The following is a 15,672-nucleotide window of genomic DNA, read 5'->3' on the forward strand; positions in this document are numbered from 1 at the left end:
TTAGATTGTTAGTTTATTATCTTAAACATCGTTGTATTCCAATGCCGAGGCTTTGCCCCCCTGAGAATATGGCGATCGCATAATTCATATTGTGATTCAGCAACGCCGCTTAAAATCTTCGCCTGACATCTTGCCAAAGCGATGACAAGCCCGAAAACGGTTATAAACCTGCTCATCTCGCTTAATTACAGCATCCAGGCGGTCTGTTCCCACCAAAATCACGGCAATTTCTAACTTGTCAAAAATATCGCGCACCTCTGCAAACGTTTTCGGCTTCAAACGGTCAGCCTCATCAACAATCAGCATCTCTACCCCGCAACCCTTGAGAACCCGAAACGTGCGATCGCGAATCTCTGCAACTGTTCCTTTTGTCACCTGATACTTCAAATGCTCCAGAATCACGCCAAACAATTCCTTAGCACCACACTCTTGAGGAATTTGAATATAAGCAACAGGCACAGTTGGCGGTTGTCCTGGTTCTTGCTTGGGTTTATGTCTGAGTCTGTAGGCATCACAACCCATTGTTTTACCAGTTCTTGACTCTCCCACAACCCGTCCAGACTGACGTGCTTGACGTTTTCCCTCCAGCCAGTCATGGAGAATTTTGACTTGTTCGAGTGGAACAAAACTTTTACGATTCAATCTTTGAATTTCTGCTTGTAATTTGTCATCAGTGAGGGCAATATCGCCCAATTCTTGAGCGACTGCTTGGGCTTGTTTTAAAGTCATTTTTTAAAATCCGTAGGGCTTGTTTTAAAGTCATTTTTTAAAATCCGTAGTCTTCGCGCATTTGTTCGTAATCAAATACCTCTGGCATCTCCAATTCTTCCTGAGATTGGGGAGATGCTATTTCTAGCTGTTCTACTTCAACAAGCGATGGTTGTTTAGCTTTTTTAAGTTCCATCTGTTCGGCTTTTTGACGTTCCTTCTTGGTTGGCTTTTGGTTGACAAAAGTTTCACGCTCCCTGAATTCTGCCAAAATTGAGCGATTGCTAATTGTCTTACCAGCCTCTCGAATCTTACGACTACTGGCTTTGGCTTCATCTAAAGACAATTGCTCTGTCTCCAAATCTTGAGCAAATGCCCTAGCAACAAACTCCTCCCGATTTCCTTGTTGGCGGTAAACCAATATAGTTGTGATATCTCTAGGGTCGAATCGTAAAATAATACTTTCCCCTGCGTATCCTGCTAAAAGTTCACCTCGATACATGATGTTTTCAAATTGCAGGTAGCCTCCTCTTTGAATCTGCCGTCGTGTTTGTTTCATGAGGCAGATATCCAAGTCTCGCTCTGATATGGCATCTGGAACTGCAATCAACCCAGATTCCCAGCGTTGAAATCGAGTTTGCTCGCCCATACGTGCATCAATTCGCTGGTTATAGTGATTGACGATATAACGTACTAACTGCTGCTCTAGCTGTCTTAAGGTAAGACAAGCTTCTTTTTCTGCTTCTTCTGGTCGCTCTTGCACATTCGACCCAGTGTATCCTGGTAAATTAGAGAATAATTCGGTGTTAAAGGTCTTAAAAGGACGCTCGACAATACCCCCTTCACTGGGGCGAAGCTCCTTCGGAGCCGCTTCGCTAACGCGTAAATGACAAACAAAACCTAGTTGTACTGCAATTTGTTGCAAGTGATTAGAACGAAAATCTTTACCACCATCTGTATAAAAATGTTCCGGCAAACCATAAGTACCCCATTCTTGATGGAGTCCATATTCTGAACCATACTGTTTGGGCAAAATGGCATGACGCAACGCCAAAGCTACTACCTGAGAACTAGGTGCGTCATAGCCCAAATTAATACCTATAATGCAACGGGAGTAACTATCTACAACTGTTGTCAACCAGGGACGACCTAGAATTTTGCCATGCTGGTCTACCAATAAAGCATCTACACGGGTATGGTCACACTGCCAAACATGGTTACTGTAATCTACAGATAAATCTTTTCCATCACGGGTTTTCATTGCTAGGCGTGACCCCCGCCAACCGGGACTGCGAACGCTTTTAGCTTTCTCTTGCTTCTCAATTAATGGTTGCAAAATGCGGTATACCGTCATGTGAGACGGAGGCTTGACACCGAGTTCATCAGCCCTTGCTCGGACTCTTACAGCCACCTGCTGGCGAGTCATTCTTTTACTACCTTTATTGCCTTCTTTGTAGGTTTTTAAGATAAATTCTTGCCAATTTTCGTTAACTCGGTGTTTTCCTTTGTCTGCACGTTGAGGTTGAGTTAGTCCCGCTAACCCTTCTTGCTCCCATTTATCAATTAGTCGCCGTACCGTTCGCACAGATTTACCCAGCTTTACTGCTGCTTGTTGGAGCTTTTGAGCATATGTTTTGCGATCGCCTGCTTCCAGAAGACTTTGAATCACCTCCATTTTTAACTTTGCCTCATCCGTAAGTTCCGAGACAATTACATTTGCTTCGGTGATACTGCTGCTTGAGTCTGTAATGCTTGTCTTGGTTGCAGGTATGTCAGAAAAATCAGCGTCCTGCATAAACATAATTGTTTCATTGAAACATATATGTATATTGTACCTACACAGTGACATTTAATCTGTTAATTTTTCTAAAATTCAAGAATTTTCTTGTTTCTGTGAAGTGACAGTTAAATTGTGAAATTTCAGGAATTGGACATTTAATTTGTGAATACAGCCAAAATAAAGTTATGAGAATTGAGCTAATCAAAAACCTGCCATAACCTTTGTTAGGAAAGGCTTTTAGCTATTTACCTATTTTGTGACAAGATTTTGTTAATTAGACAAATAATTAGTTAATGTACAACTTGCGGCTTTCTTAGGGTCTTTCTCGATAAGACAAAGAAGTTTATCTACCATCGGATACAAGTGTTTAATATTACTTATATCCACCTTATTTACATTTAAGGGCTATGTTAATGATAATATATTGCTACCCCAGTTATCAATTCAATACCTGTGGTTTCCATTAATCTTTCCAATTTTTAATATCGCTATCATTTTCTAAATTTTGAATAACTCGGTGATATCTTTCTGCTACATCTTTGCGGTCTTGTTCTTGTGAGAGTCCCTCATGACTATCTTGTAAAATCATGTCAGCATGATGCCGTAGGACTGCTTGATAGTGGGAATTTTTAGTATAAGTTGCAATTAAAGCAATAGCTTCTAACAAACGCATAATTACTGCAACATCAGAACGTCCATACTGGCGAATTTGGTTAAAAGCTGTATCCATTAATCCAGTAAACTTTACACCTTCAGCAATGACGCGTAGCTGATTATGATCGTAGCGATAAGGTGAAGGAAACTTTCTTTGCACAAGATGACAGAACCCTGCACCTAATTGATCAATACAGCGAATTGCAGTGAATGGATCATTCACCCCAGGAGAAATAGCACGTAAGGCAATTTCTACTAACTGATTGATGGGAAATTCTACATCCTGTTGTTCTGTACGTTCTTTATCGATAATGAAGGCATTATTAATTTTTTTAGTCAGTTTTGAATGCGGTTTGTGACCAGGGAAAATCAAGACTAAATCACTACCTTGAACTACAAATTTTCCTGGACGAATTTGTAAATGTATGAGTAAATTATAATGACAAGCAATTTTCATTAATTCTTCATTATCAATTGCTTGTAAATAACCAGTGCTATTGGCTCGAATCGGTACAGCTTCTTCACTAAAAGGCGGAGGAATTTCTGCAACTCCAAGGCTGTCCTCTGGTTCACCACGCCCTATTTTTTCGGGAAATAGTCGTTTAATTGCTGAATGTAAATCTGCACTCACATTTTGAATTACATGAGACGCTTGAATGATTGTGGAAGCGTGATGAATAAAATAAATCAAAATACCAATGCTAATAATTGCCAGTAAAATGCCGACTGTCACCGCCAGTTGTGGCACAAATTGGCTGTATCCATCTCCTTCACCTCGAATGGTGCGCAGTACAAATAAGCAGTAGATGAAAGTACCAAGGAATGTGCCAAGTACAACTTGATTTCCCGTATCCTGCATAAAATTACGCAGAAGTCGGGGGCCAAAATTGGCAGCAGCCAATTGCAGTGCGACGATGGTAATTGAAAAGGCTGTAGCAGCAACACTTACCATTGAACCTGCTACAGCTTCTAGGAGCGATCGCGCTCCATCAGCTCCACCAGTATAAACCCACCAATAATCAATTTCTACCTTGTCTGTACGGTCAAGATTCAGCATTGTGAAAGCTAAAGCAGTAGCTAATACCGCCATAACTGCTGGTATGAACCAATAACTAGAGTGGAGCTGATCCCACAGTTTGCTAATCTTGACGTTTTTCATCGTTTGGTGGTTTAAGAATCTACTTTGCCGTTACCATCTTGTGAGGCGCGCGCTTGAGCAAGTAACCTGAGCGAATCACTGACACGGCGAGGCTTTGGTACTTCGCTTTTCCCGGCTGGCCAACCTTCACGCTGACGGGAGCGGTTTCCATCTGTCTCTTCAGTTTGGTCGTGAAATAAAATTTGTTGTGTTGGGAAGGGTAAATCAATGCCGTTAGCAACAAGCGTTTTCTTAATTGCAGAGATTACCTTGTCCCGTGAAGATAAATCATCTGCCCTGCGTGGTGGTTTTATCCACCAGCGCACACGAATGTTGACCGTACTTCCAGCAAGTTCCATCGCCAGTACATCAGGCGCAGGATCTTTTAAAACTTCATCTATGCTATGCACAGCATCTAACATTAACTGCTTGGCTTGGTCAATATCATCGCCATAGCCAATACCGACATCGTACTCTAGTCGGCGGTTATCAAAAGCCGTGTTAACAGTTACAGAATTAGTAAACAATTCCGAGTTAGGAATAACAATCCGCCGACCATCATAAGTTCTAATTGTCGTTGCCCGTGTCTCAATATTCTCTACAGTCCCCTCAAAACCTTTAAATACAATTTGGTCATCAATTTGAAAAGGTTCAGTTAGCAGAATTAAAATCCCAGCGAGGAAGTTTTGCAGAATATCGCGGAAGGCAAAACCAATGGCAACACCACTAATTCCTAACAGTTGCACCAAATCACCGGCTCTAAATGTAGGAATCACAATGGAAAGGGCGATAAATAACCCAATCAAAATTGTTACACCTTGCGCTAACCTTCCTAATACTAATCCTAGATTTCGAGCATAACGACGATGGCGAGTTAATCGCTTGACTAGTGCCTTAATTCTGCTAGCAATAAACAAAAAGAATATAAAGACAATCAACGCTAAGACAATATTGGGTAGCAAAGCGATGAAACCGTTAATCATGCTTTGAACCTTGTCCCACGCTGTGGATATTTCTGCATTCATGAACTTTCCTCACTCAATTTGGGATTTTAGACTTATTTGGTCAACACTTTTTATGATTCTCATTGCTGTGAATTCTGATGCAATAATTGTTGAATTTCCTCCCGTAAGGCTACGATTTCACTCTGAAGTAGTTGGATAGATTTTGCTCCAGCTAATTCGGCTTCATCATCATCAGCATCTCGATCAATAAAGAATGTCGCCAGAGTAGCAGTTACATAACCAAACACAGCAAAGGCATACAACGCCAAGAAAAAACACAGCACCCGACCTTCAGGGGTTTTTGGCCAATAATCAGAACCCATTGTGGTGATGAGCATTGCTGTCCACCATAAAGCAGTGCCGTAGTTGTGCAGTCCAGATTCCACAGGCACTTCATTCTCAAACGCATACATCCCTGCTGCTCCTAATAAAGTAACAATCATGGTTAACGCCACAACATAACCAAACCCGCGACGGCTCACACTTGCTGTTAAAACCCTCATTCCTCGGTTAGCACGGGTCATGACTCGCAATAGTTGTAGTCCTCTTACAGCCCGTGCTGTTCGTAATATTTTGATAACTCGGATAATCCGAAAAGTCCGCAGTGCAGGCAAAAAGAGAGAAATAACTGTTAGCCAGTTGCTTTTGATATAGGAAGGTCTATGAGGAGCGATCGCTAGTTTCAGTAAAAAATCTAATATAAAAATAATCCAGATAGTAATGCTAACGGCTTGCAGTAAAGAATTTAACCCCCAGATAATCTCAATAATGAATAGTGCTAGCCACACAAAACCCAACACCAGCATCGGCGTTTCTAGCCAATCCTCCAACTGTTGCAAAACTTCGCTGCGTTCTTTTTCTAGGGCTTGTTTTTCTGAAAGCATAGTCATTAGTCATTAGTTTTTTCTCTTAAACCCCTACACCCCTAAAGTTCCGTATTTCTTAGAGGAGTTTCTAGCACGTTGACATCAACTAAAGGTGTGACATTAAAATCTTGCTTTAATAATTGAGTTTGAATAGCTTGGGTGAGGCGATCGCGAATTTCTTCACTAGATGCTGTAGCTTGCGGTTGACGCTGCACATAAACAACAGATAGTAAGGTATCTTGACCTGCAATATTGGCTCGTGTGAAGCGTACATTCGACTCGACTAATTTTGCTAACCCAACTTGTTCTACAGTTTTTTGGACTTGGGCGTTAGCACGTTGGGCTAGGCTGGAACGTTGGAGATTAGGAGAATTAATAAACTGCCATGTGAGTAAAGCTGCTAATGCTATGACAGTGATCACTAAGGCAGAAAAGAATACCCGTTTTTTACCACGCTGATAGCGAGTTCCTTGAGCAGACAGCCCGAACATACGAAACAAGAGGGTTGCTGATAAATTGATGCCGCATAGTTGCAAAAACAGCAAAAACACCGCAGAAATTACCATATCCCACCTGCCAACCGCACTGGCCATACCGACAATTCCCGCAGGTGGGGCTAGGGAAGCGGCAACTAACATTCCTGTTGCTGCACCAGATACTAAACTACTGCGCTCTGACTGTACCAAATTGAGTGCGCCTGCTGCTCCGGCTGCAAGTGGTAAAATTACTGCCACGGCTGAAACTTGGCTATTGTCTAACATTAAACTTGTTGGAATTTCTTGCCTGAGTATCAGACTCAGTAACCAAGTAGTAAAAATTGTGACTGCTAAAGCGGCAAAATATCGTAAAATACTCCGCCCTAAGAGTGAGCGATCGCCCCAAGCAGTAGCAATGGCTGTATTCATGGCTGGGCCTGCAAATGGCGCAATCAGCATCGCCGCTACCAGCAAGTAACTTGTATTAGTGTACAAGCCAATCCAGACTACAAAGCCCGCAAGTGCTGCATAACCAAGAAAGCCTTGCCATGAGCCAACGCTTTGTAGCCCGGAAAGCAAAATCTCAATCGGACTACGTTCCTCCACATCCACAACCTGTTGTGGTGCTTCCGATGCAGGTGGTTGTAGAGCTATCACACCAGTTGGTATCAGCGTGATATGTACTTTGGGTAAGTCTTGCAATTCCTCTATAACTTTCCCTACTTCTCGATTAGAAACGTGAACCATCACTATATCAATCGGTTCGTCTGCATTCCCTTCAAATCGTGCCAAATTTGAGCCGTTATGGGATTTGGCAATGTCAATCACTGCTTTTCCGTCGCTTCTTGGCACTTGGATAATAAGTTGACGCATTTTCACCTCCTGCCGCTAACCATCTTGCTTTTTCAGGTAATAACTCTACTATCCAAAGAGATATTTTCTGAAACAGAACATTCGCTCCTCGTTAGCAATGCGTAGATCAAGCAGATTATGCTCAAAGGATATATTGAGTTATTTCCTCGGCTTAAATTAACCCTAGCTGGGTGAATTTTTCTGAAGAAATTAGCTATATTCCTAATTTTTAAACATGATATCTGGAATGAAAAAGGATTTATAATTCGAGCAATTATGGATGCGTATGCTTGTAATTATTGCATTTTTATCATAATTAATTCACCATTAATAGACTTAGCTTTTGATTATGTATGAATTACGTCTAAAGAAATAAGATGATTTCATTCGGTGGTATTAATTTACTTTTTAAAAACCCGAATCCACCAAAAATCCACTATTGACTAATAACAATGGAATCATTAGAAATCAATCGGTATCAGTAAATAATTTTCGGCTTGAGAAATATTTGATAATTTCAATTTCATCTCAAAATTTCTTAATATCTTACTTTTCCACGTTTTCCAGCCATTATCTCTGTGTTTAAACTACTTGAAAACTAAAGTTGAGACTTGCCCAGTTATTGACGTCTAAGACATAAGAATCGGTAGCTGTGGTAGTTATTTCAGATGTGATTGCACTCCCATTGTGCAAATCTTGCAGTAGTGCTTGCCCAATTTCTAGGGGATTTACCAATGTAGCTATCGGTTGTTGGTCACCTGTGGAGTATTTGGCAGTTTCCAATGCTTTTAAGGTAATGCTAAAAGGTGTGGTGCTGAAAATCAACTGGTGTTCGCATTCGTAGCTTGGGCCTGAAATCACCCATCCTGATGCAGGTTTCGCTTGTGGTAAGGTGACAGTCTCATTGGCGGGAATAACTATTTGTCTGAGTTGGGGTTGATTATCTGGATTGTTCGGTTCTTGAGAAGTTTGCCAAGGATAGAAAGCGATCGCAGTTCTATTATTTTTTAATCCCAAGAGCATAAAATATACAGGGCGATCGCCTAAATTCTGCACGCGGTATTGTATCCGGCTACCAATAGGGACAATGTGACTACTGAGTGCTTTTTTCGTGACAGTTTCACTGCGGAGAGTCCGTGATGTTTGCTGCTGCATCACTACCCGTGACGAGATACTATTGACAATCTCTAAATTTACCTTGATGGGTAAGCGGGAAGAGCCTTGATTTTCTGTAAGTCGCCATAACTTTGCTGCTAGGAGCGTTGATAATTTTCCTGATAATCTCTGTGCTGCTACTTTTACAGCTTCCCCAACTCCCCCATCTGTGTTGGGAATTAGCTCACCACCCAAGGTAAAAAGACCGTAGCGACTGGGTATTTGGGTTAGTTTACCAAACAAGTAATCGGCTGGTTGTTCTCCGGCTACTACAGTGGAAATGTGACCAACTCCCGCAAAAGCACTTGTCGCGTCTACTCGCTCAATTCTTTCTAGTTTAGTATCTAAGGCTAGTATCAAATTAATACTTCGGGGTAATACCCGCATAGTTTCTTGAATCAGTTGTCCAACTTGGATAGGAGTCGGATCTCCAACTTGAGAAATTTGGGCTTTTGCTGTTAATCCTGCAAGCGATCGCAATACTAATTGCGCTCCTGTTGCTAGAGTAAATCTAGAATTAACACTGTAATATGGCAAAACTTGAGCAGGTAGTCCCCCTAACCAGATTTGCGCTGTTTTACCGTCTTCTTCTGTAGCCAGTATCGCTCCCTCTGCACCAGTACGGCTGTTTGGCAGTAAATTCTCAACAGTAACTACTTCCTGTTGATTCTTCTTTTTACTCAATAACCCTGGCTGCTGGTTACTTCCCAATTGGTGTATGGAACTTTCTATATGGGAGAGGCTAACTTGAATTGTTGTTGCTGGGGTTGACTCCCAAAGTTGTTGTGTTAAAGCATAGGTCAATAAACCTGCACTAAACCCAGACATCAGCACTTCCCTAGCAGCCTGTTGCGGGTCTGAAGTAGCAGATAGGACTACAGTAGGACTGAGTTCAGGATTTTGGGTTTTGATTTGTTTGAGAAAATCGATTTCAGCTTGTACTAGTTGAGTTTTTGTAGATTCCTGACGGGCGCGGACTCGCAAACTAGTAGGCTGGGTTGTGTTGGGAACAGAGTAACTAGTATCCAATACTGCTGTGACATGATCTGTAGGGAGCGATCGCAATAATTGCAATAAAGTATCTTCTAATAAATAATTAGCTATTTGAGAATTTTGTGGTTCTTGATTTTCATCCGTTGTCACTAAAGCGTTTTGCAGTGTATTTGATTCTACAGCTAACTGAGTACCGTAGCCGCTAAAGTGAAAAACCACCACATCCCCTGGTTTGGCTTGTTTGAGGAGGTGATCTAAAAAAGCTGCTTCAATAAATTCTCTGCTTGCTTGTTCCTCAGTTAACGTCAAAATATCGGCAGCTTGAAAGCCAAACCGATGCACTAACAGTTCTTTTTGCAATTCGACATCGGTGAGACAACCATTAAGTGAAGAACTGTTCCGGTATTGATTGATGCCGATTAATAATGCTAACTTTCGCGGTGTGGGTTGTGCTAAAGCTTGATAGTAGCGATCGCCCATAGTCAACCACTCAGCTTCAGTTAAACCCAACACTGCCAGTATTGAGCCAATCCGTTGTACAAAAGTCCGACGTTTCATAAAAACAATCAGTCCTCAGGTCGTCAGCTAACAGCTTATAGGGCTGAGGACTGGAGTGTAAACATACTTTGCCGATAATCCTGTTGGGGTAGGAAGATAGATGTTGCTGAATAGAGGGATTAAAATTTCTCCCCCTGCTTCCCCTGCTTCCCCTGCTTCCCCTGCTTCCCCTGCCTGCCTTAACCAACCGTACTGGGAGTAGGGGGAGTCAAGAATGTCTCCCCACTCTCCTAAGCTAAGACCTGTACTCGCATTGCCCGCGCTAATTCTGCTGCTACTTCGGGACGGGAAAATTCTGGTGGGGGTAACTCACCGCGACGCAGCATTTCTCTGACTTTAGTTCCAGATAGGTGGACTCTTTCTTCTGGTTTGCTGGGACTGGTTTTGGTTGTCGCCATTTGTTTAGTGCGGGTGCAGTAAAAGGCGTGTTCAAATTTCATGGGTACAATGCCTAACTCACCAGGCTCAAATTCATCAAAGATATATTGAGCATCATAAGTTCCGTAGTAGTCACCCACCCCGGCATGATCTCTGCCGACGATAAAGTGGGTGCAGCCGTAGTTTTTGCGAACTAAAGCATGGAAAATTGCTTCGCGGGGGCCTGCGTAACGCATAGCGGCGGGATTAATTGCCAAAATCACCCTGTCTTCAGGATAGTAGTGTTCTAGCAAAATTTCATAACAGCGCATCCGCACATCGGCGGGAATATCATCTTCTTTAGTTGCGCCTACCAAGGGATGTAAAAATAAACCATCCACCGTTTCTAAGGCACACTTTTGAATGTATTCGTGGGCGCGGTGAATAGGATTGCGGGTTTGAAAGCCGACGATGGTTTTCCAACCCTGCTCTCTAAACATCTGCCGTGAAGCAGCTGGGTCAATTTGATAATCGGGGAATAGAGGATGAGAATTGCGTTCTAGTAGCCAGATATCACCAGCCAGATTTACAGCGCCTTGGTTATATACTACTTGCACCCCTGGATGTTTGGCTTCATCTGTGCGATAGACATTGATGGCTTCACGGGTTTTATCGTAGCTATATTTTTGCGTGAGTTGCAAAACCCCGATGTATTCGCCTTTGGGGTTATCCAGACGAATTAAGCTACCTTCCTGTAAAGGAGAAGCCACTTCTTCGCTGACTGAGAGTGTAATTGGTATTGACCATACAAGACCGTTAGCCAAGCGCATTTCTGCAACCACGCGATCGTAGTCTTCCTGGTTCATAAACCCTGTCAGTGGGCTAAAACCACCGATTGCAATCATTTCTAAATCAGAAACGGCTCGTTCATCAAGTTGCACGCGGGGCAAGAAATCAGATTTGGAAAGAAACTCTGCTTTTTGTTCTGGTGTGGCTATGCGATTAACCAACTGTCCACCGTGTGCGGCAATGGCATCTGGATGCTGACTCAAATTCAATCCCCTCTTAGCGATAACTACAATTGTTGCAAACTATGTACTCACTAACTTATCAAAATGCTGTTACACAAAGAAAGAGATTTTGGCAAGTGAAAGATGATGCTTGTCAGAATAACCTATGGAAAACTTTGATTTTCTCATCATCATGTACTCATACAGGAAAAAATCTCATCTCTCCGTGGGTGTGATTTTGCTAGCAGTATGGTGATTGTAAAAGAAAAATAATTCACAAATAGATAATTAATTTCATGTAGAGATGTGATTCTCTCAATTTAGAGTAAGACGTGAATTCAAATTGTATTTTTCAGAAAAATCACTGACTTAATTGAGTATTTGCGTCTCCCAAGTCAGGCAAGCAAATTTACACAAATTGCGAATGAATTAACTATTGACCACTCGATATTGTAGTAAGCAAGCAAGGAGTTGAACAGCCAATAAGAGGCAATCAACTAGGAGCTTACCGAGTGCAAAACTATTTTATCAATGGAGACAAGTTTCATGCTAGCTATTGTACAAAATAACCTGTTCACAGAAGTTGCTATTGAAGAATCTGCTACTGTTAGCGGTGGTCAAACTGATGTTAACTTTGACCTCAACGCATATTTGTTCATTGTAGGTGCTGGTACAGTTTTCGGCGCACCTGGATTAGCTGCTGATGAACTTCAGTTTGCTTTTGAAACTGCCGTTTCTATTGGCGATAACAACAACGTAGGTCTGTAGATTTTCCGCAATAATTGCCTTGAAAAGCTCAGGAAATATTCCTGGCTTTTCAGGCTAGTTTAATCAATAGTTCAAACCTATCTTATCAACGGAGACAAGTTTCATGCTAGCTATTGCACAAAATAACCTGTTCACAGAAGTTGCTATTGAAGAATCTGCTACTGTTAGCGGTGGTCAAACTACTGTTAATTTTGACCTCAACGCATATTTGTTCATTGTAGGTGCTGGTACAGTTTTCGGAGCGCCTGGGCTAACTACTGATGAACTTCAGTTTGCTTTTGAAAGCGCAATCTCTATTGGCGATAACAATAACAACGGCTAAATCGTGTAGTTTTTCCAAGTTATATCAATAATACTTCAGGGTTAATTCATTAAGTATGAATTTACTAAATACTGGAACATTTTTAATAGTTCCAGTATTTAGATTAATACCCTAAGTAGAAATGAATTGAGCTATTACTTTTTTCAAGGAGAGAGACTAATGAAGGAAAATAGCCTTTTTTTTAAAACACTGAGTGCTGAAGAGTCTTGCGCTGTTAACGGCGGTACTAGTACGCCAATGTTTGTTTTAGATCCTACAAATAGAAATCAAGGAGGTCAAATTCTGAACGTAGACGGCCGTGGTAATTCAATTACTATGTCTGGCTCTGAAAATGCTAATGGCAATAATAATAACACTATTAATCCCTTGCAATTAGCTTTACCTATGCCAGAGGTAGCTATGCAGAACAACAATTCAAAGTAATTAGTTGAAAATTAAATAACTAATTACTGAAAAACATCATTGTTTAATTAATGCTCCAGGTTTGTCAAATATCTGATCGTTAAACCTATCCTTAAGAGGAAGCGATGAAAGAACAAAACCCACTTTTTACAGAACTATCTTCTCAAGAATCTGCTGTCGTCAGTGGAGGGAGAAGAGTTAGTTTTGACTTAGATACTTACTTATACATTTTGGGTGCTGCTGTGTTATTTGGCAACCCTGGACTTACTTCAGAAGAGATTCATTTTGCTTGGACACAATCATTCATTTTTTATGATGATACATTAAGTGATAATGATAGCAGTATAGGTAGTGGTATAACTAGAAGAAGTTCAAGACGATCAACCAATTTTGGATTTTAGTTTGATGGAATAAATCACGAATCAAGAGCAAGATTTTCAAGTTTTTAATCTAAAAAATAAGCATTTTGCTTTATGAAATACATTCACGTTTTACAGCACACTCAAGAAGATTGTGGTGCTGCTTGTATTGCGGCGATCGCCAAATATTATGGACGCAATTTAACTCTCAGTCGCATTCGTGAAGTTGTCGGTACAGGACAATTTGGCACAACTTTATTAGGACTACAAAGAGGAGCGCAATCCCTCGGTTTTAAAGCTCACTCTGTGAAAACTTCGCCGGAACTTTTAAACAGGATAAATGAAGCGCCTTTACCAGCTATTATTCATTGGAAAGGTAATCATTGGGTGGTTTTTTATGGTAAAAAAGGTAAAAATTATGTAATAGCTGATCCAGCCGTAGGTGTTCGTTATTTGTCACCACAAGATTTAAGTGAAGGCTGGAAAGATTGGTTAATGCTTTTACTTGAGCCAGATCCAGAATTATTTTCCCAAGGTGAAGCAGATCGTGTTCCTAGTTTTTGGCGTTTCTTCAAGCGTGTCTGGAATTTTCGCTCAATTTTAGCTCAAGCTTTACCACTCAATTTGCTTCTGGGAGTTTTATCATTAGCTTCCCCTTTTTTACTGCAAATTCTCACGGATGATGTGCTAGTTCGTGGTGATACAAGACTACTGACAACTATGGCGATCGCTGTCGTAGTGATGAATATTATTTCTAGTAGTCTTGGTTGGGTACAATCTAACTTAATTGCTCACTTTGCTCAACGCTTGCAATTAGGTTTAGTCATGGATTTTGGGCGACAAATTCTGCAATTACCTCTAAGTTATTATGAAGCGCGTCGCAGTGGAGAAATCGTTAGCCGTCTACAAGATATTAATCAAATTAATCAATTAGTTGCTCAAGTTGTTATTAGTTTACCTAGTCGTTTTTTCATTGCATTAATCTCTTTCGGTATCATGGCTTTCTATAGCTGGAAATTAACTATAGTTGCTATGTTCTTAGCGGTCATGATGACAACATCTACAATTGTCTTTCAGCCGACTTTGCGAAATAAAACCCGTGAACTTCTAGTCCAAGAAGCAGAAACTCAAGGTGTTTTAGTAGAAACTTTTAAAGGGGCTTTAACTGTTAAAACTACCACATCAAGTTCACAATTTTTAGATGAATTTCATAGTCGATTTGGTCAATTAGCTAATTTAGCATTCCGTACCATGCAAATTGGCATTATCAATAATAGTTTTTCTGGATTTGTTTCTGCAATAGGTAGTGTGTTCTTACTCTGGTATGGTGGAAATTTAGTAATTAATCCGGTGGAGAATTTGAGCATTGGTCAACTATTAGCATTTAATTCAATGAATGCTAACTTCCTCGGTTTAATTAGTACTGGAATCAGTTTTGTTGAAGAATTTACCCGTGCAAAAACATCTGTGCAACGTTTGACAGAAGTTATAGACGCTACACCAGAAAATGAAGGTGATGGTAAAAAGCCTTTTGCTAAAATTTCCGGCAATGCTGATATTATCTGTACAAATGTCAATTTCCATTATGCTGGTCGGATTGATTTACTAGAAGACTTTACTTTAAAAATCCCTGGTGGTAAAGTCACTGCTGTTATTGGTAAATCTGGTTGTGGTAAAAGTACTTTAGCTAAACTAATAGCTGGGTTATATACCTTACAATCTGGTAATATTCGCATCGGTTTATATAACCTAGAAGACTTATCTCTTGATTGTCTCCGTCAACAAGTAGTATTGGTTCCTCAAGATGCTCACTTTTGGAGTCGTTCGATTGTCGAAAACTTCCGTTTAGGTGCGCCATACTCTACTTTTGAACAAATAGTTAGGGCTTGTCAAATTGCTCAAGCTGATGAATTTATTAGTAAATTACCAGATAAATATCAAACGGTGTTAGGAGAATTTGGTGCAAATATTTCTGGTGGACAAAGGCAAAGATTAGCCATAGCACGAGCAATAATTACAGAGCCACCAATTTTAATTTTAGATGAATCTACTGGTGGTCTTGATCCAGTCAGTGAAGCGCAAGTTTTAGAGCAATTATTGCAGCATCGCCAAGGTAAAACCACAATTTTAATTAGTCACCGTCCGAAAGTTATTAGTCGGGCTGATTGGATTGTTTTACTAGAGCAAGGTAGGTTAAAACTTCAAGGTTCATTACAAGATTTACGTACCCAAACTGGAGAGCATTTAGATTTTTTAATTCCTTAAATATC

The 15,672-nt window shown here is 40.8% G+C and carries 13 protein-coding genes; 5 read left to right on the forward strand and 8 right to left on the reverse strand.

The features are described 5' to 3' along the window. Nucleotides 1-96 precede the first annotated feature (96 nt). The 8 genes from H6G18_RS20240 to sat all read right to left on the reverse strand — a co-directional run bounded on the left by H6G18_RS20240 (nt 97) and on the right by sat (nt 11,593). Nucleotides 97-729, reverse strand: a complete 633-nt coding sequence (locus tag H6G18_RS20240; protein WP_242040420.1) for a TniB family NTP-binding protein — start codon at nt 727-729, stop codon at nt 97-99. 37 nt (nt 730-766) lie between these two features. Next, on the reverse strand, nt 767-2,503 hold the full coding sequence (locus tag H6G18_RS20245) for a Mu transposase C-terminal domain-containing protein (protein ID WP_190408933.1): 1,737 nt from the start codon (nt 2,501-2,503) through the stop codon (nt 767-769). 448 nt (nt 2,504-2,951) lie between these two features. Next, nucleotides 2,952-4,301, reverse strand: a complete 1,350-nt coding sequence (locus tag H6G18_RS20250; protein ID WP_190408899.1) for a DUF2254 domain-containing protein — start codon at nt 4,299-4,301, stop codon at nt 2,952-2,954. Between the two features lie 11 nt (nt 4,302-4,312). Next, entirely contained in the window at nt 4,313-5,305 is a 993-nt protein-coding gene (locus tag H6G18_RS20255; RefSeq protein WP_190408900.1) for a mechanosensitive ion channel family protein, read from the reverse strand. Between the two features lie 59 nt (nt 5,306-5,364). Beyond that, nucleotides 5,365-6,174, reverse strand: coding sequence for an ion transporter (locus H6G18_RS20260; protein ID WP_190408901.1), 810 nt, complete (start codon nt 6,172-6,174; stop codon nt 5,365-5,367). A 35-nt stretch (nt 6,175-6,209) separates the two neighbouring features. Next, nucleotides 6,210-7,499 carry a DUF389 domain-containing protein gene (locus H6G18_RS20265; RefSeq protein WP_190408902.1) on the reverse strand — a complete coding sequence of 430 codons (1,290 nt, stop codon included), beginning with the start codon at nt 7,497-7,499 and terminating at the stop codon, nt 6,210-6,212. Between the two features lie 561 nt (nt 7,500-8,060). After that, nucleotides 8,061-10,184, reverse strand: coding sequence for a caspase family protein (locus H6G18_RS20270; protein WP_190408903.1), 2,124 nt, complete (start codon nt 10,182-10,184; stop codon nt 8,061-8,063). 230 nt (nt 10,185-10,414) lie between these two features. Then, the gene (gene sat, locus H6G18_RS20275; RefSeq protein WP_190408904.1) at nt 10,415-11,593 is read right to left on the reverse strand and encodes a sulfate adenylyltransferase; all 1,179 of its coding nucleotides are present in this window, start codon (nt 11,591-11,593) and stop codon (nt 10,415-10,417) included. Nucleotides 11,594-12,097: 504 nt separating this feature from the next. Between sat and H6G18_RS20280 the strand changes: the two genes are divergently transcribed. From H6G18_RS20280 to H6G18_RS20300, 5 genes are all read left to right on the forward strand, one after another. Next, nucleotides 12,098-12,319, forward strand: a complete 222-nt coding sequence (locus H6G18_RS20280) for a hypothetical protein (protein WP_190408905.1) — start codon at nt 12,098-12,100, stop codon at nt 12,317-12,319. Between the two features lie 103 nt (nt 12,320-12,422). After that, entirely contained in the window at nt 12,423-12,641 is a 219-nt protein-coding gene (locus H6G18_RS20285) for a hypothetical protein (RefSeq protein ID WP_190408906.1), read from the forward strand. Between the two features lie 159 nt (nt 12,642-12,800). After that, entirely contained in the window at nt 12,801-13,064 is a 264-nt protein-coding gene (locus H6G18_RS20290; protein WP_190408907.1) for a hypothetical protein, read from the forward strand. A gap of 104 nt (nt 13,065-13,168) precedes the next feature. Then, nucleotides 13,169-13,444 carry a hypothetical protein gene (locus H6G18_RS20295; protein ID WP_190408908.1) on the forward strand — a complete coding sequence of 92 codons (276 nt, stop codon included), beginning with the start codon at nt 13,169-13,171 and terminating at the stop codon, nt 13,442-13,444. 72 nt (nt 13,445-13,516) lie between these two features. After that, on the forward strand, nt 13,517-15,667 hold the full coding sequence (locus tag H6G18_RS20300) for a peptidase domain-containing ABC transporter (protein WP_190408909.1): 2,151 nt from the start codon (nt 13,517-13,519) through the stop codon (nt 15,665-15,667). Nucleotides 15,668-15,672 lie beyond the last annotated feature (5 nt).

Origin of the sequence: Anabaena subtropica FACHB-260 (assembly GCF_014697105.1) — a bacterium.
In the GTDB taxonomy this organism is placed as follows: Bacteria; Cyanobacteriota; Cyanobacteriia; order Cyanobacteriales; family Nostocaceae; genus Trichormus; species Trichormus subtropicus.